Below are 24,229 nucleotides of genomic sequence, written 5' to 3'. Positions count from 1 at the left end.
AAGCCCGCTTCGGGGAAAAATCGATGCGGCTCTTTACACGCGATCTCGATGAAACCGCAGACCCGGCCGCCATCAAGGCATATTACGCTTCCAAGTTGCCGGGTTGGAGCGAGATGGCCTTGGCCGATGACGCATACGGACAATCCTGGTCCTTTGCGCTGGTCAGCCCGGACGAGCGGTATGCGTTCGCCGCCATAGCCCTGACGCCGCAAGCTGCCGGGCATGCCGGCATAGTGCCCATGTCCGTGCTCACCAACCTGGCGGCAGATTAGGCGTCCACGGTCGGCAGGGCCCTCATTGCTCGTCGCTGACCTGTCAATCGCCGCAAGAATGCGCTGCTATGTGCCGACGCGAGGGCGGATCTCCTCCACCCGCTGTTCGAGATTGGCAGGTGAGATGTCCCAGCGTGAGTGATCCTCATACTCGAAATCGGCTTTGATACGCGGACCGGGATTGTGGAACTGCAACAGGCAGGCCTTCCAGCTTTCCTGACCATCGACCCGCATGGCAGCGGCGAGTTCCTGGGCCTTCTCGATCGTCGGGCGCATGGCTTTGGGAATGACGCCCTCCCAGCTGCCATCCGGCCGGTAGAGATAGCCGAACATGCGCCGGCGGGGCCGCACGCCTATGACAAGGGCGATGGCCTGCCATGACTTGCCCGCGAATTCCTCGTCGGCCAGGATCTGCCGGGCCAGCTCGCCCAGAATGCGATCGGCGCCAGATTGGTCAAAACCAGACATGGGCTGCTCAGTCCTCTTTAAGGTAGTTATTGCCGCCGATCACCAATAAGTCGTCACTGTCGGGTTCTGGCAGGAAAAGGCTCAGCGTTTCGGTGCGGCCGTCCTCGCCGGCCAGCAGGAGCTGATAGTCTTCCACCCTGTAGGTTCCAGATTCGAGTGGTGCAGTATTGCCCCCCGCGACCCCGGTGCCTGCGCCAGCGCCTTCGAAGCTGGACATGTAACCGGACGAGCCGGTTTGCGAGAACCGACCATCAGGGGACAGGATCAGGATACGTTCGGATGAAACACTGCCCGAACTGGTTGGCGTCATGCCGCTCGAGGCCCAGACATAGCGCCAAGTCCCATCAAAGGTCGTGCTCGGCGGCAGAGGCGGCACGCGATATATATCGCTTCTCCGACGATAAGCTGCTTGTTGGCCTGCCGAAGCGGTTCCTGGGTGAGCTCGAGAATGCCGTAGTCGTTTACCACTTCGGCCATTTCGATCGTATCGGCGGATGAGAACAGGCCGCCACCAAGCAGTCTATAGGTACCACAATCGCCCGGCGCGTGGGCACAATGGTCGGCAATCGTTCCCGCTGGAATGATGGTGCTAAAAAGGCCGCCTGGATCGAGTGCGAGCACTCGGTTTTCTGCAACGAAATCGACGCCGCCGAATACATTCGGCACCACACTGGAGTGGAGCGTGGTGTAGACGCCTTCAAGGCCCCCTGCCCCCTCAGGCAAAGTGAGCGCGAACGCTTCTTCATCTGAGGAAAACCGCACGCTGCGGACAATCTGCGCAAAGGCATCCTCGGCTGCCTCCGAATCCTCGTCACGAAGGTCCATCTCGATGAGCATTATGTATTGCCCGACGCCGCCCTGGGCGATACCGGCGAGAGTGGCCGAGACGATAGCGTCCTCCATGCTCGTGCAGCAACGCAGTTCGACGCGGATATCGTGCCCGTTGGCGGTCTTGCCTTGGCTATCGACCGTCGGGCGATCTTCGGCCAGTTCAGGAAAGAGGGCAAAAAGCTGATCGAAGCTGGCATCGAAGTCGGTCATGTTCGTAACCGGAAGGATCTGGATTATTGCCGCTCCGGTTCCGTCGCGCCCGACAGCTTTGTCACGCTCCCAGGTCCTGCGCAGAATGATACTGCCCTTCCCCTCCTCCCGTTCCCAACCCGCATCGGGCAGGGTGAAGGAGACATCACCAAGCGTCACCTCCTCGGCCAGAGCGCCGGCAGTCATAGCGGCACAGGCGAGGGCCGCAACGCAAATTCCGAGAATGGAAAGCAGCCTCGACATTCCGGGCTTATCCCCTTCAGATCAGATCAAGCAATGACATTCTGACCGCCGATCATAACGGGAATGCGACGTCGGCCGACCACTGCCGCGGCGCTACAACGTCTTCCGGAAAGCACTGTCATATCGCGAAGCGCTCTTTGTTGATATCGCTCACAAGGGCGGAAAGCGAGGAGTCTACTTTACGCAGGAACGTGGAGACGCGGAAATTGAATGTGGGGGGGTTCCCAGCGCGGATTGGATTGTTCAAATTGCACCCAAGCAGGGTGACGAGCCCCATATGTCCGTCAATCGCGGCGTGGCTCTGCACGGAATTGGCAGGAACAAGATGACCGGAAACCCGATGATCATGAGGCTTCGTGTCAGGGCAAAAGTTGGAGTGATAAAACGGTGCATCCTGGTGCTTGTTGCCCAAATCTGCCTGGCGGCGCCGCTTTCCGCACAGCAAACTAGGTCGGCCGTCGAGCAAGCGGACGAAGTCTGGGCGACCTTCGTCCATTCACCTCAAGCGCTGGCAGACCTGTCTTCTGCACAACAACTGGAGCACCTCGACCAACTCGGGGAAGCTCTTGTCGAAGACCCAGTATCAGTCGGTGACCTGCTTGAGGCCGAAATGGGCGGTCGAACCGCATTGCGGGTGTATGTGCTGGCGATGTTAGAGGATGGCCGCGGTGAAGAGCTTGCAGAACACGTGCTACATGTCCTTCACGCTGGTCAACGCGGCCGCCCGATTGCCGACGTACTCAACACCGCAGATCAACAGGATGGCTCTACCTGGTTCCCTTTGGCCGAACAGGCAGGCTTCTTTCTGGGAGGCGTGGCTGCGGTTCTCGATGGTAAAGCCGAAACAGGTGGCAATCCATCCATCGGCTTTGGCTGGTTTGGGGCAAATGAAACGACAAGAGATTTGACACTTCTGGCGGAGCGTCTCGGCATGCAACCGCCCGCCGAAAATCAAACCGCTGCGGACTGGCTGCTCAACGGGCAAACCAACTTGGCCAGCGCACTTTCCCGACCTGCAGCCCAATGGTTCGAGAAGGGTTTTAGGGAGGCATATCGTTAAAGCATGAGGGGTCCGTCGAATGACCTCAGCGTTCTGCAAAGCCAGCCGGCGTTGGCTCTATGCTTCTCAGGTCAATACCGGCTTCGCGCTCAAATCGAGCAACTGCCGCATCTCCGAGTTCATTGATCATCCGGGTGTCACCAACCGCCACAGCATTGTCGTAGACGGCGTATTGCACCAAAAAGTTCATCATCAATATCTCCGATAATTCCTGGCGCTCCGCCTCATTCAGATCGCGGAACTTCGCGTCGTCGCCGAGCGAGGCCCGCACCTGCTTCGAGGACCTGCGCTGGCAGGTTCTGGGCCAGGGCGATATCCAGGCCGGCGAAAAGGGCGCACTGCTGGCGCTGCTCGGCTCGATCGAGCGGGCCGAGAACCTGGTGCAACGCATTATCGACGAGCGCGCCTCGGTCGACCGCAGCGGCATCACCCGCGCCCCCGTGGTCCGGCCGGTCGCAAACCGCGACCTGCCACCCGCTGGCGACGTCGTCCCGGCGGAATAAGGCAAACCGTCGGTTCCCAACCAAGGCAGTCCTAATCGCTGCGCCATATTTCGGAATGGCCCGAAGCAGGCAATCAAAACCTGCCTTGGCGTTGGGTTTGCAATCGCGCCAGCCCCCGGCGTGAGACACGGAAGTAACGATCTGCTTATCCACGATATCACCTGCCCCGTCGTTGCGATGGAATGTGGACCAAGTTGGGCCGCATCGCCTATGGACTATTGTTTCGACGAGTCACAGGGCAAGGCATGACCGTTAATTGCCCGCCTGGTCAAGCGCACTACCGTACGCGATAAAATCGAGGGGCGAGCGTTGATGAAATGAAAGCCATGCCGTTGCATGGTCGCATCGCCACCGACAAGCGCGGCCTTTGACCTATGGCGTCGACCCGAACAGCGGCCAGATCGGGCGCGAGGCATCGTGCGCCAGGCCAGCATCTTTGGCGAAACGCTCGAGCTGCATCGCCGCATCACCTTGCCGCTTGATGGTACACAATTGCGGGCCTACGACCGCGTAGCCAGTCGCGGCTTTCGCCCGACACGCCATGCCCTGCTCTACCATTTCAATTTCGGCTATACCTTTCTCGACAAGGGTCTGGAGGTTGTCGGCCTGCCAGCACCGCTTCTTGGCGACATGCGGGCAGATTCTCCAGTGCCGGGCGACATTGGCGAGCGCGTCCCCGCTGTCGATACCAGCGACGTTCCTGCCGATCAGCCGGACAGCTAAGCGCCCCCATTTCCGGCCTTTCGCGAAAAGTACGCCGTCCCGACAGCGGCCATTCGCACCGATTGCCTGTTTGCTACCTTGAATTTGATCTCGAGGGCCGCAGGTAGATGCTCGCCTGGCTATTCCAGGTACGGCCTCAGCACGTCTTCGATCCATTTCATGGATGCACGGACTCTGCGCGACAGATTGCTACTATTTGCGCGCTGTTGACCTGTTGCGAACCTGGCAATTGCAGCGTCGCGTATCCACCGTGATAGGACTTAAGGTCCCGTCTCGTAGCTCAGTTGAATAACGCCATAACCTTCTAAGCTGTTGGTCGCAGATTGAAGTCCCGCCTGGATCGCCCGCACGTCTTCTGTTTTGTTGTTGTAACGACTAGAACGGATTTTCCAACACAGGCGGTCGAGAACGGCTGAGTCCCTTAGGTTTCCTGGCTTTGCCCTGCGCAGTCGGGTTGCTCAACGAACTTGCTATTGATCGCAAGCCAACTTCCCCATTTCGTGGTCACCAAGGTGAGTGTCAGCTTCGGGGCCGCAATCTGCCGGTCAGCTGTGCGCCCCATTTCGAAGATTCAGCAAGCCTAAGCGAAATCCCGAACTCTGCCGGTTTCGATGAGCTGATTCATCTCATCGATTAATCCATCAATATCGATGACCCCGAGGATATGCCCTAGAAGCTCGCGGCTGTTCAGTCCGCCAGCCTGGCGCTTGCGAGCGACTGTGCTTGTTTGATCTGGCCGTGGTAAAGCGCGTCCTTGCTCGGGTACCAGGGCATGGTGCCAATAGTATCGAAGCCGGGGATCGTTTCCATGTGGCGCACCATGCGCCGGCGCATCGCCTCGTCCGGCAAGGGACCGCGCATCGCCCCGAGATTGTCGCTCATGTGATCCGGGTCAGACGTCCCGCAAAGCACGCAGGTAACCGCTGGATGGGCGATCACCCATTTCAGGAAGAATTGTGCCCAGCTTAAGGCTTCGAACTCCTGGGCAAAATCGGGAAGAGGACGGTCTTGCACGATATGCATCAACCGCGCTTTTTCCAGAGGCAAATTCACGAACACGCCGACACCCCGGTCGGCGGCCGCGGGCAGCAGGCGTTCTGCCGCCTTCTTTTGAAGTTCAGAACTGCCAACCGGCCGGCACCCAGGCATAGCCGGTGTCGGTGCGAAGGATGCGCCCCAGGCCGGGAAAGGGATAATGGAAGCCAAGGACGAGGGTGCGATCGGCGGCCGCCTGATCGAAGATGCGCCGACGCGCTGTGGCGGCGGCCTCTTGGTCGCGATCCGGTCCGGGGCGCCAGGGGCGGTCGATATTGACCACAGGGTGGTAGGCGAGGTCGGCCGTTAGCAGCAGCTGGTCGCTGCCTGATTGCACCAGAAACGTGGCCATGCCTGGCGTGTGGCCCGGCGCGGCGATCGTCATCAGACCCGGCACGATTTCGGAACCGGCCTCATAAAGCTCGATATCTCCGGCGAAAGGCTGCACGCTCTGCTTGATATTGGCCGCAAAGCGCTGCCGGAACTCCGGTGGCACCGGCATATAGGAAAGGTCCGGCTCGCCCTCGACGAAGAACGCCCAATCCGCGCTTGGCACCATCACGATCGCCCGCGGAAACGCCTTGCCGCCATCAGCAGTTCGCAGGTTCCCGACATGGTCAGGATGGGTATGGGAGATCACGATCAGGTCGATGTCCTCGGTGGACAGTCCAATTGCCTGCAGATTGTCGAACAGGCGGCCTCCGTTCGGCCCCATCGTGGCTCCGGCCCCCGCTTCGAGAAGAATGCGGCGGCCATCGATCTCCAACAGCAGCGTGTTGAGATTGAGGGTCATGAAATCGGTTGGCAGAAAGGCGCGGTGCAGAACTTCTTCCAGTTCGGCTTCAGGGGCATCCCCTGCATAAACATTGGGCGCCCCTCCAATAATGCCGTCGCTCAGCACCGTCGCGGTGATGTCCCCGATTTGGAACCGGTAATGACCAGCATTGCCGATCGGCTCCGCCGCCGCCGACTGCGCGGCCACACTTGCGGGAAGGATATTGTTCAACAGCACGCCGGTACCACCGGCGACGGCGGACAACATGATCTTACGTCGGTTGAGTGTCAGCATCTTAGTCTTCCTCCGAAAGGTTCATCGATCGCCGCAAACCCGTGCCGCTTCATTCTTCGGAAGGTGACGCATCAACACTGCTTTGATAAGGTCATCAAATGCAATCGAGCTGATCTGAACAGCAGAGCAATGACGATGATACGCCTTGATCATTTGGAGACTTTTGCCCTGATCGTGCGCTGCGGTGGCTTTCGTGCCGCCGCCGCCGAGCGTGGCGTCTCCTCATCGGTTATGAGCCAAACCATGGGCGCGCTCGAGCAGGCACTTGGCCTGCGGCTCCTGAACCGAACGACACGCAGTATTGCGGTCACTGAAGCGGGGGAACGTCTGCTGGAGCGACTCCGCCCAGCCCTGGACGACATCCGCTCGGCCCTTATCGAACTCGACGAATTGCGCGACCAACCGTCCGGCACGCTGCGCATCAACGCGCCGGGGCCCGCGGTCGACCATGTGCTATGTCCACTCGCCTTTGCGTTCATGGAGACCCACCCCCAGGTCAAGGTCGAGATTGTCAGTGATGCCGCGATCGTCGACATCGTCGCGCAGGGTTTCGATGTCGGGGTCCGTTTCGGACAGCAACTGGCTCAGGACATGATCGCCGTGCCGCTTGGACGCCCTCTGCGCTATGCGATCGTGGCTTCGCCGGACTATCTGCGCCAGCGCGGCAGGCCAGAGGTTCCATCCCAACTTGTCGGCCACGATTGCATTCGGCGCCGCTATCCCGGTGGGACGCTGGCGACCTGGACCTTCGGGAAGAACGATGAAACCTTTGAAATCGCCCCGGAAGGCCGCCTGACCCTGAGTTCGGCGCATCAGGAACTTCAGGCCGCTCTTGCCGGGCAAGGCGTTGCCCACGTGCTCGAAGACTACGCTCGTGGATCCATTGCGGGCGGCTCGCTCGTTGAGATCTTGGCAGACTGGAGCCCTAAGTTACCGAGCTGGTTCCTCTACTACCCAAATAGGCGGCACAGCAGCGCCGCGATGCGAGCATTCCTCGAATTTGTCCGCAAATCGGCCTAGTAGGCCGCGCAGGTGGTAGCGAAGGGCTTTAGCGAATTCAGACAGCTGGATGAAAGAGCCGCCGATGATCATAGCCCAAAAACCCAATGTGGTCGACGGGCGGAGCGTCACGCGATCTAACCCGCCTGCCCGGAATCGGCCGGCGAGCACCGAATCACCGTCATCCTTCCCAAAGCAGGTGCATTTTCTCCGTGTCGGCTTCATCAGTCGGATTATAGATCATCAACTTGAGGTCGGGTCGACCGTCTATGGCGAAGGAAGAGAACTCAAAGGAGATTGGCCCGACCTTGGCGTGGTGGATAATTTTTGATCCTTCGCCGGTGCCTTGCACGTCGTTTTCCTTCCACATGCGGACAAACTCGGGACTCTTGCCCGAGAGCTCCGCCACGAGTTCGGCGGCGCGTTCCTCCTCGCCGGCGCGAAGGGTCGCCGTGCGGAAGGTGGCGACGAGAAAGCGGGCAACAGCATCCCAATCCTGTTGCGCCGCGCGAGTCTGGGGATTGAGGAACATCTGCCGCAGGATGTTACGCTCTTGCGGGTTTAGAACGCTGTAGTCGGTCAGTGCCAGCTGCGCTGCGCGGTTCCAACCGACGATGTCCCAGGTGGAGGTCGCTACCGTTGCCGGGATGGCGGGCATTGCGTCCAGGAAGCGCTGCAAGCGCCAGGAGATGCCTTCGCTATCCTTTGGCGATATTTTTTGTGGGCGCGTAGATCCTATGAGAAATAGATGCTCCCGTTCTGCCTCGGTCAGCAGCAGGGCCTGGGCCAGGTTGTCGAGCACGCGAACTGAAGGCGCCCCACCGCGACCCTGTTCAAGCCAAGTATACCACGTAGCACTGATATGGGCGCGTTGCGCGACCTCCTCCCGTCGCAAGCCGGGTGTTCGGCGTCGCCCACCAAACCCTAACGTGCGTGCGTCGAGGCGCTGCCGGCGTTCTTTCAAAAACGTGCCCAGGCGATTGCCATCCTGATCCAGTTTGATCCTGTCGGTCATTTTACCAGTATAAACTCACGTATTTTACCAGGATTACCGATGGCCGATATTCCGTCTTCCAACAAGCAGGAGATTGGTCATGAGAGTTTTTGTTACAGGCGCGACCGGATTTGTCGGTTCGGCCACGGTGCGCGATCTTCTCGTGCATGGGCACGAAGTTCTGGGCTTGGTGCGCAGCCAGAAGGGGGAAGAGCAACTCGAGCGTGCCGGCGCCAAGGCGCTATCCGGCGATCTCGAAATGCCTGGTGCCCTTCGTGCCGGCGTTGCCGAGACCGATGCGGTGATCCATGCCGGCTTCGTGCACGATTTCACCCGTTTTGGCGAAGCTTGTGCGATTGACCGGGCTGCCATCGAGACCATCGGTGAAGCTGTCGGCACATCTGGTAAGCCGCTGGTCGTCACGGCAGGCGTGGCTTTTCTGGACACGGCGGGCGATATCGCTAACGAAAACGATCATGCTTTTGCACCTTCGGACCAGTATCCGCGCGCTTCCGAAGCGGCGGCGGCGGCACTTATCGAAGCAGGCATCCCCACAGCCATCATGCGCCTGCCACCTTCGGTTCACGGAGCAGGCGACCACGGTTTCGTGCCGATGCTTATCGATATTGCCCGGCGGACCGGAGTATCAGCCTTTATAGGCGAGGGGGACAATCTTTGGCCCGCCGTGCATGTAGCCGATGCGGCGGGCGCTTATCGGCTTGCAGTGGAAAAAGGCCCGAGCGCGGCGACCTACCATGCCGTGGCTGAAGAAGGCGTACCGTTCAGCGCCATTGCGCAGGCGATCAGCACGGGGTTGGGTGTGCCCTGCGTGTCCATGGACGAAACGACAGCCAAGGCGCATTTCGGCTGGTTTTATGGCTTTGCTGCCATCGGGCAGCGGACATCCAGCGGCCGCACGCAACAGCTGTTGGGTTGGCACGCAGTCGGCGAAACCCTGCTGCAGGACATTGCGCGAGCGGGCTATTTTTAGCCGAGCGCCGAGCGGTGAAATATCAGGGCACTTTGACTGCGCAAGTTGGTCGAACCCGGACTTGGCCGCAGGCCTCATCCGGCCCGCGTTGCAGCGTCGGCGCTTGGGACACCATTCTTCGACGGGCAAATAGCTGTTCCAGCATCTAGCGCTAGCTGAGTGAAACCTGACCAAGCCGCTCCAGGGAAGCCCACAAGATTGCTGCAGATTGCAAGTTCTGAGCGCTGACGGGAATACTGACTGGGCCTGGCAGGCCCCTCATCCCTTGAAATCCGTTTGGTCCGTAGTAGCCGCCGGCGACAGCCTGTGGGGAGGCCGCAGCGTAGAGCGTTGGAAGGGCGCCCTCCGCCGCCGGTTGGAACATGAATGGAAGCATCCGCAATCTCCATCCCTCCGCACTGTTGAGTCCAGGTCCATTCGGGATGAGATTCGTTCGGGCGACACCGGGATGCGCTGCTACGCTGGAGACCCCCCAGCCAGCAGTCTTACTCCTGCGCTCAAACTCTAAGGCCAGCATGAGATTGGCAAGCTTGGTGTTGTCATAGGCGGCCGCATAATCGTAGCTGTGCTCGAGCTGGAGATCATGGAACGGAAGCGTGTCGGATATGCGCATACTCGATACCCAAACGATCCTGGGCTCGCGCCCTCGTCGCAATAGCGGCAACAGCTGGGCGGTCAGCACAAAATGGCCGAGCGTATTAGTTGCGAAAACACGCTCAAAGCCATCGACGCTCACCTCGCGGTTGAAGCGCCCCATCACGCCTGCATTGTTGATCAGTACGTCGAGACCCTGACCGGTCGCGCGCATTCGAGCGGCGAACGCTCTGACCGATGTCAGATTCGCGAGGTCCAGTGTCTCGAAACGCACCTCGGAGCCGGGAGCGTCCGCTAGGATTCGCTGCACCGCTTCTTCGCCGCGCGCTTGGTCGCGAGACGCGATTGTCACGCGTGCCCCTGCTCGCGCCAGGGCTAGCGCGTCCTGGTATCCCAAACCGCTTCGATCACCCTGCGGGTAGCCGTTGCCACCCGTTACGAGCACCCTACGACCGTTCTGGGCCGGAATATCCGCAGCGGTCCAGTCAGGAATCTCCGCCGCTCCTGCGGAAGGCCAACCTATAGCAAAGCCCGCTGTACCCACGATCAGAGCGCCAGAGGCACCAGCTGCCGAAACTCGCAGGAATGCTCGACGTGAAAAGGCCGGGCGCTCCGCACCCCGGGGCTGGCGATTATTTTGATTGTCCAGTTCCGCTCGCATGTCGAATCTCCGTCATTCCAATGTCCGTGGGGCGACCCATTTCAAAAGTCGATGCCAATGCATGGGTTGGGTGCGTCGCCCCACCCGAGGTGGGGCGACGCAGCAAAGGTGTACGGCTCACATGAAGCCGCCATTGGCGAATACCAACTGCCCGTTGATCCATTCACCGTCGCTCGCGCAAAGCGCCGCGATGGCATTGGCGATATCCTCAGGCTCGCCGATACGCCCGTATGGGATCATGGTCGAAACCTGTTCGATCGCCTGTGGCGGCACGTCGAGCAGGGCCGTGTTGGTCGGCCCAGGCGCGATGGCATTTACCGATATCCGGCGGCCAGCCATTTCCTTGGCCAGTGAGCCTGACATGGCCTCCTGAGCCGCCTTTGTCGCCGCGTAAGGTCCCTGGGTCGCGCGCTTGGCGAGGGTGGAGGTGGAACTCAGACTAATAACGCGTCCGCCGTCACGGACGCGGCGAGCGGCCTCGCGCAGAACATTGAAGCCGCCCTTCAGATTGGTGGCGATCATCCGGTCGAAAGCCTCATCGGTGAACTGAGCGAAAGGCGCGGTGTTCATGATGCCGGCATTGCTCACGACAACGTCCACGCCGCCAAAGGCCTGCTCGTTGGCGTCGAACAGGGCTCGCACGGCGGCCGGATCGGCGACGTCGGCCTGCAGCCAGATCGCGCGGCCGCCATCGGCCTCGATCTCGCTTGCCACTTGAGCCGCCAGATCGGTGTTGACCAGGCAGTTGACCGTCACGGCAAAGCCATCTCGGGCAAGCCGACGGGCGGTTGCCGCGCCAATGCCGCGGGACGAGCCGGTAACGATGGCAGCCCGGCCACCCGCGGCCAAAGCGCCAGGCGCCGCTTCGGATGTCTGTGCCGCGGCAACGCCACCAAGTGCCAGGGCAGCCGGGACAGCGGCGGTGAGGGCCAAGAAATTGCGACGCGAAGTTTCGGTATCGGACATTTTGAGGGTCCTATCTGTCTCAAATTGAGGTCTGGAAATCGCGGCGTGAGGGGCGTAGAGCGCGTTTGCGCGGAGCCCGAGACCCTTCACGCCGGCGAACGACGAAAAGCTCAGAAGCGGTAGTTTACACCCACCGTGACCGCGTGATTGGTCAGGTCATCGGTACGACCGACATCGCCCACGCTGCTGGCGATGTCCCAATAGGTGGTTTGCTGATACTCCGCTCGGACGCTCCAGCCGTTTCCGAGAGCTTGCTCGACACCGGCCCCGAACACCGCTCCGAGATGGGTATCGGAGGCCGATGTCGTTGCCCCTGTCGGATCGAGTTCCGCAAGCGACAGACCCGCCAGGCCATAGATAAGGGTCTGGCCCAACGCCATGCCAGCGCGGCCCGTCACGTTGACCGACCACTCCTGCTGTAATCCGGCCGTCGGCGACAATTCGTAGCTCAGCTCATCGTGCAGGGACGCCGCTACTTCCGCGCCCAGCACCAAATTCTCGAGCTGCTGGAGGTAACCGGCCTGCACGCCCCCCGACCAGGCGCTGTTGGTCTCGGAAAAATCATTGCTGGTAATGCCGCCAAGATGGGCGCCGACGTAGAAGCCGGTCCAGTCGTCGCCAGCAACCGACATCTCCGCGCTGTTATACTGCGGCGGAACGAACAGAGCCGCGTCGTTCGACAAATCGGCGGCGGCAGCTGCGGAGATACAGACGGGGGCAAGCAGCGCCACCGATCCGAGGAAGGCATAGATCGAAGATTTCATTGGGTGTCTCCTTGTTGGACACCCCACCTTGGCCTGCTCCGCTTGCCACAGAATTGCGTCGGCAAGGGTCACAGACGTTTTGGGCTTCCGTCAGCGTCTGAGACGCTAAGCGGCGACGTGCCGAACCCCTGGCTTCACCGGGTCTTTCGGCTGACCAATAGCGGCCGGAGGGAACCGCAGCGCAAAGCAGGCGCCTCCGAACTCGCTTTCGCCGACCGCGATTGCACCATCGTGCCGCACCATGATTTCGCGCACCAAACTGAGGCCCAGACCGGCACCGCGCTCCTTGGGGCGCAGCCGGTGAAATGGCTCGAAGATCTGCTCACGGTGCTCCATGGGGATTCCGCTTCCCTCATCCGAGACAAGTATTGCTTCGGCCTCGACATGCACCAGGATTGTTCCCTTGTTACCGCCATGCGCTATGGCATTCTGGAAGATGTTGATCAGAGCCCGCTCGATCGCACTGCTGTCACCGAAAACAATGGCGACGCGACCTTCGAAAGTCAGTTGCGGGGCGTATCCGGCCCCAATCGCCAGCGGTGCCAGGTCGCCCACTACCTTGCGTGCCACCGCGACCAGGTCGACGTTCCCGAACAAGGTATCGCTGAAATCGATGCGCTGCAGGTCCAGCAGTTGCTCGGCCAGGTTGGCTACCCGTTGCACGTCAAGCAGCAGGCGCCCGCTATATTGAGGTAAATGCAAATCGCCGCTAGTGAGCAACTCTATGCGGTTCTGTAGAATAGCTATGGGTGTGCGCAACTCGTGGGCGGCATCAGCAAGAAACCGTTGCTGCCTCTCATAGCCATCATCAATGCGTTTCAGCGCTTCATTCACGGCATCCACGAGGGCCGCGATCTCGGCAGGGACGTCAGCTGTGGGTAGCCGAGTGCCACGGCGGTCAATGTCGATCATCTTCGCCCGCCGTACCGCACGATGCATGCCGGCGAGGGAAGAACCGATGAGGCGTGGAATGAGCAGGCCTGTCATTGTTGCGAGCAGCACCAGAACAGCCATGAGCGGGGCGCCGTTGTCTACGACCGAGCGGGCCAACGCGCGTAACGGCCCGACGAGCGGGCCGTTGCCGAATACGATGCGCACCTCCCCCATCGAGAGCCGTTCCACTGCAAGCAGGGCTGGCGTTTCGACCCCAGCGAATTTGGCCACATCAAAAAGTGCTGCGGATTGCGCAATATCGGCCATATTTGACGGAACAATGCCATAATTCAGTTGTTCGCCATACGCATTGGTCGCGACGAACCACAGGTCAGGTGCCTCGTCCGCGAGGGCATTGAACTGTTCATTGGGGACGAGCACAATGGCACGTCCCACCCTTTGCAGCGCTGAACCTATGCTGCCGCTGACCTTCGGATCGGGATCGTAAAGCGCACCACGATCCTTAACAATCTGCAAGAGCGGCATGCACATGGCAAAAGCCATGAGCGTTGCGACCTGCAGAAAGATTACCTTAAGGGTCAAGCGGCGAGCGAGCGACGGACGCCCCGCACTCATTGCAATGGCCTTATCAGATATCCAACGCCACGCACATTGTGGATCTCCACGACGGCGTCGCGTTCGGTCAAGCGCCGCCTTAGCCGCGAAATATGGGCCTCCATCGTGTTGGATGCGATTTCATCGTCGTACCCATAGACCGCTTCCTCCAGCCCCTCTCGGGAAACGGTCCGGCCGGCCCTGCGAAGGAGAATTTCGAGCACAAGCAGTTCGCGTCGCGGCAATTCCAGGGGGACACCGTTAACTTCGACGCTACGCGATCGCGTATCGAATGCTACGGCTCCCAGACTTATGACTTGTGTTGCGATGGCGCTGTTCCGACGCATGACCGCCCGCAGCCTGGCAAGGAGCTCATCAATCGAGAATGGCTTACTGAGATAGTCGTCGGCCCCGTCATCCAGACCTGCAATGCGGTCGCTACTCGATCCGAGTGCGGAAATCACGATAATCGGCACGCCACTCCATAACCTGCGCACCGTTGGAACCAGCGAAAGTCCGTCACCGTCCGGCAACTTGCGATCGAGAAGTATGGCGTCGTGCACCGCACCCGCCGTCGCCGCCTGGGCGATTTCCAAACTTGCGGCATGGTCAAGAATGATGTCGTGCCTGCGCAGGGCGGCGCGGATATTCGACACCATTTCGAGCTCATCCTCCACCAATAGAACGCGCATTCAATTTTCTCCGATTGAGGTCGCTTCGCGTGTGGCGACCGAAGTAAGAAACCGGTCTTCCATCGCGGCGCGCGTGAACTGCTCAGCCGTATCAAGATCGAGAACAACGCCCTGGTTGACTGAGGCATAGGTGGCAAGCAGGCGCGGGTCATGTCTGAGCATGCTTGCCCCACCGACATCGCCTTCAAGGGCGCGAAGGCGCTGATAGTGCGCACTGCCGAACAGTACTGGATGGCCGGGCCGGCCCTCGAACATGGGTCGGCATATACTGGTTGGCCCCACGAAAAGCTCGGCTGTACGCTGGAAGTCGTTTTGGGAGATCAGCGGCATATCGGCAGGGCAGATGAAGACCCCGCGCGTGCCGTTCAAAAGAGCAGCGCCGGTGGCGATGGACGTGCCGATACCTTCGGTCGCACGTTTATTAACGGCTTCGCGCCAGCGAGGGCGAGTGACGACCACAGACATGATCTCATCGCGATAAGGTTCACCCGTTACGATGATGGGCTGTCCGATATCGAGTTGTTCGATGACGCTCAGGACGTGGCAGATCAAAGGTCTGCCGCAGTACGGTTGGATTAACTTGTTGCCGTGCGCAAAGCGCCGGGACGATCCTGCTGCCAGAACGATCACATCAAACATCCGCATTGGCGTACAGCTCCACGCAGGTTAATCGGATTGCCTAGTCATGACCGGTGTGTCGAACCGCGCGTCCGCCTCCCGTCGCCGCAAGGCGATCTCGCCCAGGACCGAGAGGGCGAGCGTAGAGGGATCACGAGCCTGGGGGATGATGCCAATCGGCCCAGCTATCCGATCCACCTGGGCTCGGCTATGTCCGCTGGCCAGCAATCGCTCGCGACGAGACGCCTGTGCACGTTGGCTTCCGAGGGCGCCGATATAAAAGTGCGGGCCGGCGAGACAGCGGGCCAGGATCGCCTCTTCCCAATCCCGCTCGTGAAACAAAAGCACCGCCGCGGTCCAGGGATCCGCAGGCATGTTCCAGGCATCCGCCGGGCTTGCCAGATGGCGCGCCTGGTCCACGAATGGCGCAAGCCGGCGAATGATCTCCGTATCAGGGGTGGCAAGGTCAATGTCGTAGCCGAGGGCGGCCCCGAGGCGGGCGACGGCGTCGAGCTCGGGGCCCCTGCCCGCCACGCTCAAACGCGTGCCTGGAAGATAGCGGCGGTGAAAGACGCTTCCGGACCAGCCCGTCGGCGGGACGGTATCAACTAGAACGAGTTGGCTTGCCTGGGGCTCGAAGGCCAGCGAGAACGGACGGCGCCGCGCCATCCGGTCCAGTATGTCCTCCAGCAACGCGGGAGGCGGCCCGACATGAACCAGCACATCTATGCCGCCGCCGCATGGAAAGCGAATGTCGAAATAAGGTGAGCCTTCACCGAACCGCAGCATGGCGTCGCGGCCGCCAGCGATGACCGCCTCGACCTCCAGAGCAATTGCCGGCTCGACACAACCGCCCGAAAGATAGCCTTCAAAGCGCTTTCCCGACACGACCGCCATGTGCGTGCCTACCGGGCGAGGAGCTCCGCCATGGACGGCCGTCACGGTCAACAGAGCGCCTTGCCGGCCTTGGTAGATTTCCTGCAGCAGCCACAGAAATGGAGCAGCGTCCAAACCAAGGCAGGAGTCAATCTGTCTGAGCATGTCCAGGGCCTTTAGAACTGCAGCAGGCAAAATCCTGCGCGCTTAACGCTTTGAGGCCGTGCGCAACGGACACGCAACCTCGCTTCGGCCCGCGCAAGCCAAACCTCGCGGCTGCGGAAGACCATATGAGCCCCCTCTGGATATACTATACCGTACCGTATACTTTTGACTTGTCAACGGGCCGGCTAGATGGGCATAAAAGAGCAAATGGAGATGTCATGAAAACCATCGATGGCCTGCCACTACCCGAAGCCATTCTGCGGGTGGCGATCGCCACCTTTGTGGAACATGGGTACGAAAAGGCTTCCATGGATGAGGTGGCCGCACGGGCTTCTACGACGAAGCGGACCGTCTATGCCCATTTCGGCAGCAAGGAGCAGCTGTTTCGCAACGCGCTGGCGAAAGCCGTGACGATGTTTCACAGCGAAATGCCCAAGCTTGAGGACATCGCCAATCCGGCGGCCGAGCTGGAGGCATTTGCAGTGGGATTTAGCGACCTTGCCACCTGGAAAGGCGCCGTCCGCCTGCAACGCGTGGTGATGGGAGAGGCGGAACGTTTCGCTGGTCTGGGCGGTATGCTGCATCGCGAGATCATCGAACGGGCCGAACGCCTCATTGCGGACTACCTCGCGGCGGTGGACCAGCGCCAAGAAGCGGCGGCGGGCAGCGGGCTCGAGGCTTGGTACGCCGAGCTGGCGAGCCTCTTTCTCAACATGACTACGGGGCCGCAACGGTTTGCGACGCTGTTGCAGGCGCGCGAGCCAATTCCCAATCACCCCCTGGCCAAGACCCCACCCGACCTGGACCGCGCCGCGATCCACCAGGCCGTCCAGATATTCCTGGGTGGCAGCGGCATTGGGCAGCGGCACACCGCCCCCCACTGAGTGGAGAACATGATGGCTTCGGATCTTCTTGCAGCAGTGAATGCCTATCTCGGCGAACAAGGTGGCGGGGAGGGCCATTTCGAGCTGCCGATGGGTGGAGTCCACATCCTGCGCTCGTTCCATCGAGTGGCAGCCAATCACGCGCTCTACCGACCATCCCTTTGCGTTGTGCTGCAGGGCGGCAAGCGGTTGCTCATTGGCGGGGACAGGCTCGAATACGGCGCGATGCAGTGCTTGGTTGTCAGCATGGAACTCCCCGCCTGTGGCGGCATCGTTGCGGCAAGTCCGGAAGAGCCCTTTGTTGGCGTCACGGTCGATTTCGAACCCGCGATCCTGCGCGACGTGCTGAGCCATCTCGAAAATCCACCCGCACCGCCGCGCGATGATGGGCCCGCCGTGTTCGTGGCCGATGTGAGTGATGCTCTGGCCGATTGCATCCTGCGTCTCGTCAGGCTGGCCGAGACACCGCGGGCCATTCCCGTGCTCTTTCCTGCTATCTTGCGGGAACTCTATTATTGGTTGCTGACCGGTCCTTATGGCGACCAAATATCCCGGCAGGCGCTTCCTGAGAACCACTTGGCCCGTATTTCCAGAGCGATCTGGCTGTTGCGTGAGAACTTCACCGAGACCTTGCCCGTCGATAGGCTTGCCTCGGCGGCCGGAATGAGCGTTTCGTCCTTCCACCATCATTTCAAGTCCTTGACGTCGATGACCCCGTTGCAGTTTCAGAAGCAATTGCGTCTGCTCGAGGCACGGCGCCTTATGTTGTCGGATACGGTCAGCGTGACCGAAGCAGCATTTCGCGTCGGCTATGAGAGTGCGTCACAGTTCAGCCGGGAATATTCCAGAACCTTCGGGGTGGCGCCCAAGCGCGACACTATGAGCATGCGGGCGCCGCCGCCCGACCCCGTGCCGGCCTAGCTACAGCGGCCACGCTGCCTTTGGTACGCCATCGGACCTGCTAACTCTGCATGGGAAAGCCTGCGTTGGTCGCCGCATTTCCACTCAGGAATGGAAGGCTTTTCGTTGCAACGCCCGTCAAAGCCAGAATGGCATTCGCCACTGCGGGGGCAATTGGTGGCACGCCGGGTTCACCCATGCCGGTCGGCCTGTTGGTCGATTTGATGATATGCGTTTCGACCAAAGGCATTTCATTCATGCGCACCACGGGATAGCTATCGAAATTCGTCTCCTGGACGACGCCATCCTTTAGCGTGACTGCGCCAAAGAGAGCAGCCGAGAGGCCGAAACCGACGCCGCCCTCCATTTGCGCCGCAATCTGATCGGGCGCCACGGCGATGCCGCAGTCGACAACGGCAACAACACGCCGCACGATCGGCCGACCCAGCTCTAAGCGCACTTCGGCCACTTGGCCGACTACCGTTCCAAAGGCCTCGATAACGGCGAGCCCGCGGGCCCACCCCTGTTCGAGCGGACGATCCCATTCGGAGCGCAGCAGCAGCTCGTCGAGCACGGCGATGCGGCGCGTGTCGCCTGCGGCCTGATAAAGCGTGCGACGATACTCGGCCGGATCGCGATCAGCCCGGCGGGCCAGCTGGTCGATGATATGTTCCATCACCATGGCGGTGTGGGAATGACCTACCGAGCGCCAGAGGCTACAGACCACCGGGAAACTGGGGGTGAATATCTTCCCTTTCACCGTAGTGGCAGTGGAGAAATAGGGCGAGTGGCTGATGCCTTCGGTGGCCAGCCGGTTTGGCATCAGCGGGATCGGCACCACCGATTGGCAGACGCTGTGGATGCGCCAGCGCTCCGGGAGACCGTCGGACCTCGTCTGCACCCAGACGCGGTGATGCGACATGGGTCGGTAATACCCACCTGCCATCTCGTCCTCGCGAGTCCAGATGAGTTTGATCGCTCGGCCCTGTACGCGTTGGGCAATGCGGACGCATTCGGCCACGTAATCGGACTGGGGCAAGCCGCGCCGGCCAAAGGAGCCGCCAGCCGGGATGACTTCGAGGTCCACCTTTCCCGGCAGGGTGCGTGCCGTCAGAGCGGCGACCACCTGGTCTATCGTAGCCATATGGGCGCCCGAGGTAATGGAGACGTCCCAGCCATTGATCTCGGCAACGCAGTCAAGCGTCTCCATGGGCGCGTGGGCGAGATAGGGGAAGTCGAAGGCGAAGTCGACCACGTCACCCTCGAAGGGAGCATCGGCATTCTCGCCGATGGTCTCAAAGTCCGCTGGCTGGACATCGCCTCGCCCTTCCGCGATGTCGTGATAGTACTGAAAGAGGTCGGACGACGAGCGCATTTCAGCGTCCGTATCGTCCCATTCAATGCGTAGGGCCTCGCGCCCGAGGCGCGCCGCATAAGTTGTCTCGGCCAGTACCGCAACACCAGTGTCGATGGCGAAGACATCCACGACGCCCCGGACGTTGAGGGCGTCGGAGGCGTCGAACCGGGCCAGCCGTCCGCCGAAACGTGGGCTATGCGCCACCATGGCAACGAGCATGTTCGGGCGCTGGACATCTTGAGTATAGACCTGAGCGCCTGTGCTCTTGGCTAGGCTGTCCTTGCGGCGCACCCTTTCGGAGCCGATCAGCCGATAGGCGGACGGATCCTTGAGCATCGGCACCTGCGGGGGGGCCTGGCGGGAGGCTGCCTCGAGCAGATCGGCAAATGCCGCAGACTGGCCGGAGCCTGCATGCGTGACGACGCCGTCGCGCACATCGATGGACCCGGGCGGAACGTTCCAGCGCTGGGCGGCTGCGTTCACAAACATGGCGCGCGCCGCCGCACCGGCATTGCGCATGGAGTCCCAATGGGTCGCGATGGAATTGGACGCGCCGGTTACTTGCGTGCCATAGGCGCCGAAATTGCTGCGCGCATCGATAACGCGAACGCGGTCCCAGTCGGCATCAAGTTCTTCGGTAATGATCGCGGCCAGTCCGGCGTGGATGCCCTGCCCCAGTTCCTGCTGCTTGTTCACGATCGTCACCCATCCATCGGCATCGATGCGAATGAAGGAGCCGAAGGCGCTGGGCTCGGGGTCGGTACCACCGCCACTCAATATGGCGCCGACGACCTGCATGGGATGGGTGGCTACATAGCCGACCAATAGAGCACCGCCGAGAAGCGATCCACCCAGGATCATCCGCCGGCGCGTCATGCCGAAGCGTCCTTTTGCCGTCTGGGGTTCGGTAACGGACCGTTTCATTGGGGGCATGCTCCACCTGTGTCGAGCCACGCCGCGATAATCGCGCCGAACTCTTGCTGGGTACCTGGCGCGGGCGTTCGATCCCCACCAGGGTTCCAGGCCCAACCGACGAGCTCGTCCTCGGCCATATGGTGAAGCAGCTCTTCGCGGCTCATGCCGGAACGTGCTGGATCAAGGAGTTGCTCGCAAATTTCGCCGAGCGTTTTGCCCTGCCAGGCCATCTCGATCGGCGCCAGATGCCACAATGGGTTGCCCGGCACGCCGGATGCCTCGATGTTTTCGTTTTGGTGGCATGTCGAGCAGCGCATGGTCGGCTCGCCACCACCATCGAAGCCGCGGGACACCCATGGCGTATGCGCACGCACGGCATCGGTCTGCGTGGGGCGATCTGAACGCGGATGGCAGTTCATGCAGCGCGGATTCTGGATCACGCGACCGGCCTCCTCGAACAGGGCCACCGATCGCGCTCGCAGATCGGCAATGTTGTCGAAGTCGGAGACCGGTCGAAGGTGGTCGACCTGCGCGGCTGCCTGGGGCGCCTCAATGGGCTCAGACTGCAACATCGGGCGCGGATAGAGCAGATAGACCAGGCCAAGAATGACGACCACTACAAATATCAAGCCGAGCGTCCGGAAGAAAAACCCGATGCCGAAGCGTCGCCGCCGTGGCTCGGCGGGTCCCGACGGGCTCATTCCGCCGCTCCTTTCAGCGTTCCGGCGGCATCATGGATGGCGGCGCGGATGCGATTATAGGTCGCGCAGCGGCAGATGTTGCCGCTCATGGCGGTATCGATGTCACTGTCGCTCGGGGAGGGGATAGTGCGAAGCAGTGCGACCGCACTCATGATCTGACCGGACTGGCAGAACCCGCATTGCGGCACATCGCGCGCGACCCAGGCGGCCCGGACTGCTTCGACCTCGGTTCCTTCCACCGCCTCAATTGTGGTGATCCGGTAGGACGACGCAACTTCCAACGGAAGCGTGCAAGAGCGCATGGGCTGATCATCGACATGGATGGTGCACGCGCCGCATTGGGCGATGCCACAACCATATTTGGTCCCGGTCATCTTCAAGATGTCGCGCAATACCCAGAGCAACGGTGTCTGGCCATCCTCATCGACGTCGTAAGTCTGGTTATTGACTGAGATCGTATACATCAGGGCCCCGGCGACATGGCTAAGCCTCGAGGTTAGGTGCCCTCGGTTTGAACCGAAACGGCCAATCCTACAAAAAACTTGCCCGATCCTCCGGACCGCACCGCCTTACGGCTTTGCAACTGCGGTCACCTCTCGGTGCTGCCATCGAAGGGGAGAGCCCGCACAGATCATCAATGGGGAACATGAAGCGGCCGCCCCTGAACAAAGGACAAACCTGTTCGCGAAGTGCCGCCGGGCGTCGTCGCGACGCAGGCTTGACAATTCGTTCGCTACCTTTCAATGTTTGCAAGCTAGCAAACAAATTGATGGAGGACTGACCTTTGGATGAACAGAGTGACGCCGCGCATCTAACCGTGGGGGCGTGGGCGAAACGATGTTATTTCGCAGGCCGTGCCCTGATGGACGCGACCCTGCGACCCTACGATTTGGGTTCGACGCAATGGTATGTTCTCTGGCATCTGACGAACTTCGGTCCGACCGTTCAACGCGACCTGGGGCGAGCCCTTGAACTCGAACGGGCGACGTTGAGCGGGATTGTGACCACTCTAGTTCGCAAGAACCTGATCGATCAGAGCTCAAGCGGAGAAGATCAGCGCCAGCGTCTTCTGACGTTGACAACCGCCGGGGAAACCCTGTGGCGCGAACTCCCCGATCTTTCCTTCATTCACGAAACTGCTTTTGGCGGCGTCGACGAGGTCGACCTGGCTACGACAATCCGTGTCCTGCAATCCGCCACCGAACGACTGCAAAATTTTTTGCGAAAGGAATAAGTCATGACGATCCTGATAACCGGAGCAACTGGCCTAGTAGGCGAGCGCCTTGTGCCACGGCTGGTTGAAGCGGGTCTTTCCTGCCGGGTGCTGCTGCGGGCCGGGAAACCTTCTCCGCTGGGGGCAGCGGCCGTGACCGGCGACATTCTCGATCCTTTAACGCTTCCGAATGCCGTCCGCGGTGTTTCAACGGTCGTGCACCTGGCGGCCGTCTTTCGCACTCAGGATACGGACCTCATCTGGAAGAGCAACCTGGAGGGCACGCGCAATTTGATCGCTGCCGTCAAAGCGAATGCCCCTGATGCGCGCTTCATCATGTCGAGTACCAGCCATGTCTATAACATCGACAATCCGCATCCCGGACGGGAGGAGGATCCGGTCGATCCGAAGCAAGCCTATCCGGCGAGCAAGGTGGCGGCAGAAAAAGAACTGCGCGAAAGCGGCCTGAACTGGTCCATCATCCGGTTCCCGTTTGTGTACGGCGATGGCGACGGACATCTGGATTCGCTTCCCCAATATGTCGGCAACTGGCATCCGGCTCAACGAATGAGCACGATACATCACCGCGACATCGCTACCGCGCTGAAACTGGCGCTGGACGGAGTGTTCGATGGGCATGTTGTCAATGTTGCGGACGAGGCACCGACGTCCGTCTACGAGCTTACGGGCTTGCTGGATGCGAGAATCGAGCCGAGTTCCGAGCCTCTCGCAAATCCCTGGTATCTGCACGTCGACGCTTCGCTTGCTCGCAGCCTCGGCTTTCGGTCCAGCGTGAGAACCGTTTATCAAGCCCAGCAAGAAGGGCTGATGTGACAGACGACGATGGCCGGTTCGTCCATAGGTCTCAGCCCCCCTTGCCGGCCGTCACCCGCTGATAATTAAGCACCAGCACCATGGCCTCGTAGCAGCGCCGCCGTGAGCTCGATAACGCCCTGGCGGTCATCCAAGCGATGATGGCGCCAGTCGCCGCGCGCCGAGTGACGGCGGGGCGGCCCGACATCTCAGCGCGCGTGTTTGTCGACCGAGAAGCAGCCGCTATTGCCCATCGCTGCGGAAAACCGGGCCAGTCTGCCTTCAGACGAAGGCAATCCATCGGCCTGCAAGCACCGCACAAATCCAAAGCGACAACGATGTCATCGCGGCAAATCGCCCGACCAGCGAGCCGACCATGCGAACCACATCCCGGTGATCAGACAGACGGCGCAGGAGCGCGGCATTGGTTCCTGCAGCAATCAGCAGCGCCATCTTGGCGAGGAAGGCCGGATTGCCGAGATAGTCGGCGATGCGGATGGACGCGAGCAACACCCCAGTAGATGCGGCAAGTGCGAAACCGAACAAGGCCGACCGGACCAGAAACGGCAGCACGGCGTCGAATTGCGGGCCGAACACCTTGAGGAGCCGCAGATCCACCGGGACGATCGATCCAAAGGCCAAGGCTATACCCAGGATATGAAGCGCCGACACAGTCGGATAAACTAGCGGCGCCATCGCAATGAACCGGGCAAGGGCGGAGCCCTCGATCCAGCTGAGGATTTCCACTAGCTGCATCCGTCGACTTTTTCATGCAGGCCCCCGGTATAGGAATGGACCTGTCCGTCCGGAAGCTGAATCCAGGAACTGCGCAGCTCATTGGGGGCCAGACAGTTTCGCAACGCGAGGATGACCACGCTGTCGCCGACCTCGATGTCATCGCGCAAGTCATAAAACATTGAGACCGGCGAAAACTCGACCTCCTGCACCGTACCGACATCCTCTGCGCGCACTGTGAAAGGGCCGTTGAATTCATCGGGGCGATCCACCGCCAGATCAGAAACCTCCGTTCCCTCGACCCGCAAGGAGATGACTGGATGGGGGGGAGAGAATGTCGCCTGTGTCACTGTTCCTATGAGCACGATGGGCGCGCTCGTATCATAGCTTCCCGAAATGCCGTGGTGGGCGAGGACCGCACTCCCTGTCAGTCCTATCAAACTTAGTGCCAGAAAAATTCGCTTTGGACCAAATTTCATCTCGCAATCT

General features: G+C 60.8%; 28 protein-coding genes and 1 pseudogene. 9 read left to right on the top strand and 20 right to left on the bottom strand.

From position 1 onward, the window contains the following. Window positions 1-272, top strand: a pseudogene (locus FF80_RS09805) (hypothetical protein); the annotation flags it as partial. 66 nt (window positions 273-338) lie between these two features. Here the strand turns inward: FF80_RS09805 and FF80_RS09800 are convergent. From FF80_RS09800 to FF80_RS09795, 3 genes are read right to left on the bottom strand one after another with little or no spacing between them, the layout of a single operon-like run. Continuing rightward, window positions 339-740, bottom strand: a complete 402-nt coding sequence (locus FF80_RS09800; protein WP_035099786.1) for a hypothetical protein — start codon at window positions 738-740, stop codon at window positions 339-341. Window positions 741-747: 7 nt separating this feature from the next. Next, the gene (locus FF80_RS21685; protein ID WP_152558332.1) at window positions 748-1,050 is read right to left on the bottom strand and encodes a hypothetical protein; all 303 of its coding nucleotides are present in this window, start codon (window positions 1,048-1,050) and stop codon (window positions 748-750) included. Beyond that, entirely contained in the window at window positions 1,047-2,024 is a 978-nt protein-coding gene (locus FF80_RS09795; RefSeq protein ID WP_052153369.1) for a hypothetical protein, read from the bottom strand. Before FF80_RS09795 ends, FF80_RS21685 begins: the two co-directional genes overlap by 4 nt. A gap of 277 nt (window positions 2,025-2,301) precedes the next feature. Between FF80_RS09795 and FF80_RS09790 the strand changes: the two genes are divergently transcribed. Next, window positions 2,302-3,084 (top strand): hypothetical protein, encoded by a 783-nt coding sequence (locus tag FF80_RS09790; RefSeq protein ID WP_035099785.1) that lies wholly within the window; start codon window positions 2,302-2,304, stop codon window positions 3,082-3,084. Between the two features lie 25 nt (window positions 3,085-3,109). Here the strand turns inward: FF80_RS09790 and FF80_RS21900 are convergent, their stop codons facing one another. Continuing rightward, window positions 3,110-3,277: a hypothetical protein gene (locus FF80_RS21900; RefSeq protein ID WP_160172825.1), complete on the bottom strand. Its 168-nt coding sequence runs from the start codon at window positions 3,275-3,277 to the stop codon at window positions 3,110-3,112. A 31-nt stretch (window positions 3,278-3,308) separates the two neighbouring features. After that, window positions 3,309-3,740, bottom strand: a complete 432-nt coding sequence (locus FF80_RS21895; RefSeq protein ID WP_160172824.1) for a hypothetical protein — start codon at window positions 3,738-3,740, stop codon at window positions 3,309-3,311. A gap of 264 nt (window positions 3,741-4,004) precedes the next feature. Between FF80_RS21895 and FF80_RS09780 the strand changes: the two genes are divergently transcribed. Continuing rightward, window positions 4,005-4,310 (top strand): DUF4432 family protein, encoded by a 306-nt coding sequence (locus tag FF80_RS09780; RefSeq protein ID WP_052153368.1) that lies wholly within the window; start codon window positions 4,005-4,007, stop codon window positions 4,308-4,310. A 687-nt stretch (window positions 4,311-4,997) separates the two neighbouring features. Here the strand turns inward: FF80_RS09780 and FF80_RS09775 are convergent. Together FF80_RS09775 and FF80_RS09770 are read right to left on the bottom strand one after the other, a co-directional pair. Then, entirely contained in the window at window positions 4,998-5,369 is a 372-nt protein-coding gene (locus FF80_RS09775; RefSeq protein WP_348270325.1) for an aldo/keto reductase, read from the bottom strand. Between the two features lie 58 nt (window positions 5,370-5,427). Further along, window positions 5,428-6,387 carry an MBL fold metallo-hydrolase gene (locus FF80_RS09770; RefSeq protein WP_035099820.1) on the bottom strand — a complete coding sequence of 320 codons (960 nt, stop codon included), beginning with the start codon at window positions 6,385-6,387 and terminating at the stop codon, window positions 5,428-5,430. 156 nt (window positions 6,388-6,543) lie between these two features. On the opposite strand from FF80_RS09770, the gene FF80_RS09765 reads away from it, so the two are divergent. Continuing rightward, on the top strand, window positions 6,544-7,434 hold the full coding sequence (locus FF80_RS09765; protein ID WP_035099782.1) for a LysR family transcriptional regulator: 891 nt from the start codon (window positions 6,544-6,546) through the stop codon (window positions 7,432-7,434). Between the two features lie 160 nt (window positions 7,435-7,594). Here the strand turns inward: FF80_RS09765 and FF80_RS09760 are convergent, their stop codons facing one another. After that, the gene (locus FF80_RS09760) at window positions 7,595-8,428 is read right to left on the bottom strand and encodes a helix-turn-helix transcriptional regulator (RefSeq protein ID WP_035099781.1); all 834 of its coding nucleotides are present in this window, start codon (window positions 8,426-8,428) and stop codon (window positions 7,595-7,597) included. Between the two features lie 79 nt (window positions 8,429-8,507). Between FF80_RS09760 and FF80_RS09755 the strand changes: the two genes are divergently transcribed. Further along, window positions 8,508-9,398 (top strand): SDR family oxidoreductase, encoded by an 891-nt coding sequence (locus FF80_RS09755; RefSeq protein WP_035099779.1) that lies wholly within the window; start codon window positions 8,508-8,510, stop codon window positions 9,396-9,398. 151 nt (window positions 9,399-9,549) lie between these two features. Here FF80_RS09755 and FF80_RS09750 read toward each other — a convergent pair whose 3' ends face one another. The 7 genes from FF80_RS09750 to FF80_RS09720 all read right to left on the bottom strand — a co-directional run bounded on the left by FF80_RS09750 (window position 9,550) and on the right by FF80_RS09720 (window position 16,222). Then, window positions 9,550-10,653: an oxidoreductase gene (locus FF80_RS09750; protein ID WP_081917356.1), complete on the bottom strand. Its 1,104-nt coding sequence runs from the start codon at window positions 10,651-10,653 to the stop codon at window positions 9,550-9,552. Between the two features lie 117 nt (window positions 10,654-10,770). Continuing rightward, window positions 10,771-11,619, bottom strand: a complete 849-nt coding sequence (locus FF80_RS09745; RefSeq protein ID WP_035099777.1) for an SDR family oxidoreductase — start codon at window positions 11,617-11,619, stop codon at window positions 10,771-10,773. A gap of 110 nt (window positions 11,620-11,729) precedes the next feature. Continuing rightward, complete coding sequence (locus FF80_RS20960; RefSeq protein ID WP_052153367.1) at window positions 11,730-12,383, bottom strand: outer membrane beta-barrel protein; 654 nt, start codon at window positions 12,381-12,383, stop codon at window positions 11,730-11,732. Between the two features lie 105 nt (window positions 12,384-12,488). Next, window positions 12,489-13,820 carry a HAMP domain-containing sensor histidine kinase gene (locus tag FF80_RS09735; protein ID WP_160172823.1) on the bottom strand — a complete coding sequence of 444 codons (1,332 nt, stop codon included), beginning with the start codon at window positions 13,818-13,820 and terminating at the stop codon, window positions 12,489-12,491. Between the two features lie 68 nt (window positions 13,821-13,888). Further along, the gene (locus FF80_RS09730) at window positions 13,889-14,563 is read right to left on the bottom strand and encodes a response regulator transcription factor (RefSeq protein ID WP_035099776.1); all 675 of its coding nucleotides are present in this window, start codon (window positions 14,561-14,563) and stop codon (window positions 13,889-13,891) included. Next, complete coding sequence (locus FF80_RS21360; protein ID WP_081917355.1) at window positions 14,564-15,208, bottom strand: nucleotidyltransferase family protein; 645 nt, start codon at window positions 15,206-15,208, stop codon at window positions 14,564-14,566. Between the two features lie 21 nt (window positions 15,209-15,229). Beyond that, the gene (locus FF80_RS09720; RefSeq protein WP_052153365.1) at window positions 15,230-16,222 is read right to left on the bottom strand and encodes an XdhC family protein; all 993 of its coding nucleotides are present in this window, start codon (window positions 16,220-16,222) and stop codon (window positions 15,230-15,232) included. Between the two features lie 218 nt (window positions 16,223-16,440). On the opposite strand from FF80_RS09720, the gene FF80_RS20955 reads away from it, so the two are divergent. Together FF80_RS20955 and FF80_RS09710 are read left to right on the top strand one after the other, a co-directional pair. Further along, a complete protein-coding gene (locus FF80_RS20955; RefSeq protein WP_052153364.1) occupies window positions 16,441-17,106 on the top strand; it encodes a TetR/AcrR family transcriptional regulator in 666 nt (221 codons plus the stop codon). Between the two features lie 12 nt (window positions 17,107-17,118). Next, window positions 17,119-18,027, top strand: a complete 909-nt coding sequence (locus FF80_RS09710) for an AraC family transcriptional regulator (protein WP_035099771.1) — start codon at window positions 17,119-17,121, stop codon at window positions 18,025-18,027. 40 nt (window positions 18,028-18,067) lie between these two features. Here the strand turns inward: FF80_RS09710 and FF80_RS09705 are convergent, their stop codons facing one another. The 3 genes from FF80_RS09705 to FF80_RS09695 all read right to left on the bottom strand — a co-directional run bounded on the left by FF80_RS09705 (window position 18,068) and on the right by FF80_RS09695 (window position 21,443). Continuing rightward, the gene (locus FF80_RS09705) at window positions 18,068-20,287 is read right to left on the bottom strand and encodes a molybdopterin cofactor-binding domain-containing protein (RefSeq protein WP_035099767.1); all 2,220 of its coding nucleotides are present in this window, start codon (window positions 20,285-20,287) and stop codon (window positions 18,068-18,070) included. After that, window positions 20,284-20,850, bottom strand: coding sequence for an Isoquinoline 1-oxidoreductase subunit (locus tag FF80_RS09700; protein ID WP_244445746.1), 567 nt, complete (start codon window positions 20,848-20,850; stop codon window positions 20,284-20,286). Before FF80_RS09700 ends, FF80_RS09705 begins: the two co-directional genes overlap by 4 nt. Window positions 20,851-20,975: 125 nt before the next feature. Beyond that, window positions 20,976-21,443, bottom strand: a complete 468-nt coding sequence (locus tag FF80_RS09695) for a (2Fe-2S)-binding protein (protein ID WP_035099762.1) — start codon at window positions 21,441-21,443, stop codon at window positions 20,976-20,978. A gap of 398 nt (window positions 21,444-21,841) precedes the next feature. Between FF80_RS09695 and FF80_RS09690 the strand changes: the two genes are divergently transcribed. Continuing rightward, a complete protein-coding gene (locus FF80_RS09690; RefSeq protein WP_152558333.1) occupies window positions 21,842-22,213 on the top strand; it encodes a MarR family transcriptional regulator in 372 nt (123 codons plus the stop codon). 3 nt (window positions 22,214-22,216) lie between these two features. After that, window positions 22,217-23,026 (top strand): NAD(P)-dependent oxidoreductase, encoded by an 810-nt coding sequence (locus FF80_RS09685; RefSeq protein WP_035099756.1) that lies wholly within the window; start codon window positions 22,217-22,219, stop codon window positions 23,024-23,026. A 261-nt stretch (window positions 23,027-23,287) separates the two neighbouring features. Here FF80_RS09685 and FF80_RS09680 read toward each other — a convergent pair whose 3' ends face one another. Together FF80_RS09680 and FF80_RS09675 are read right to left on the bottom strand one after the other, a co-directional pair. Next, a complete protein-coding gene (locus tag FF80_RS09680; RefSeq protein WP_035099754.1) occupies window positions 23,288-23,761 on the bottom strand; it encodes a DUF6644 family protein in 474 nt (157 codons plus the stop codon). Beyond that, window positions 23,752-24,219, bottom strand: coding sequence for a DUF6152 family protein (locus FF80_RS09675; protein ID WP_052153363.1), 468 nt, complete (start codon window positions 24,217-24,219; stop codon window positions 23,752-23,754). The genes FF80_RS09680 and FF80_RS09675 overlap by 10 nt, the downstream gene beginning before the upstream one ends. Window positions 24,220-24,229: the final 10 nt, after the last annotated feature.

Source organism: Devosia sp. LC5 (genome assembly GCF_000735585.1).
Lineage (GTDB): Bacteria > Pseudomonadota > Alphaproteobacteria > Rhizobiales > Devosiaceae > Devosia.
This window is presented reverse-complemented; position numbering and strand designations above follow the sequence as displayed.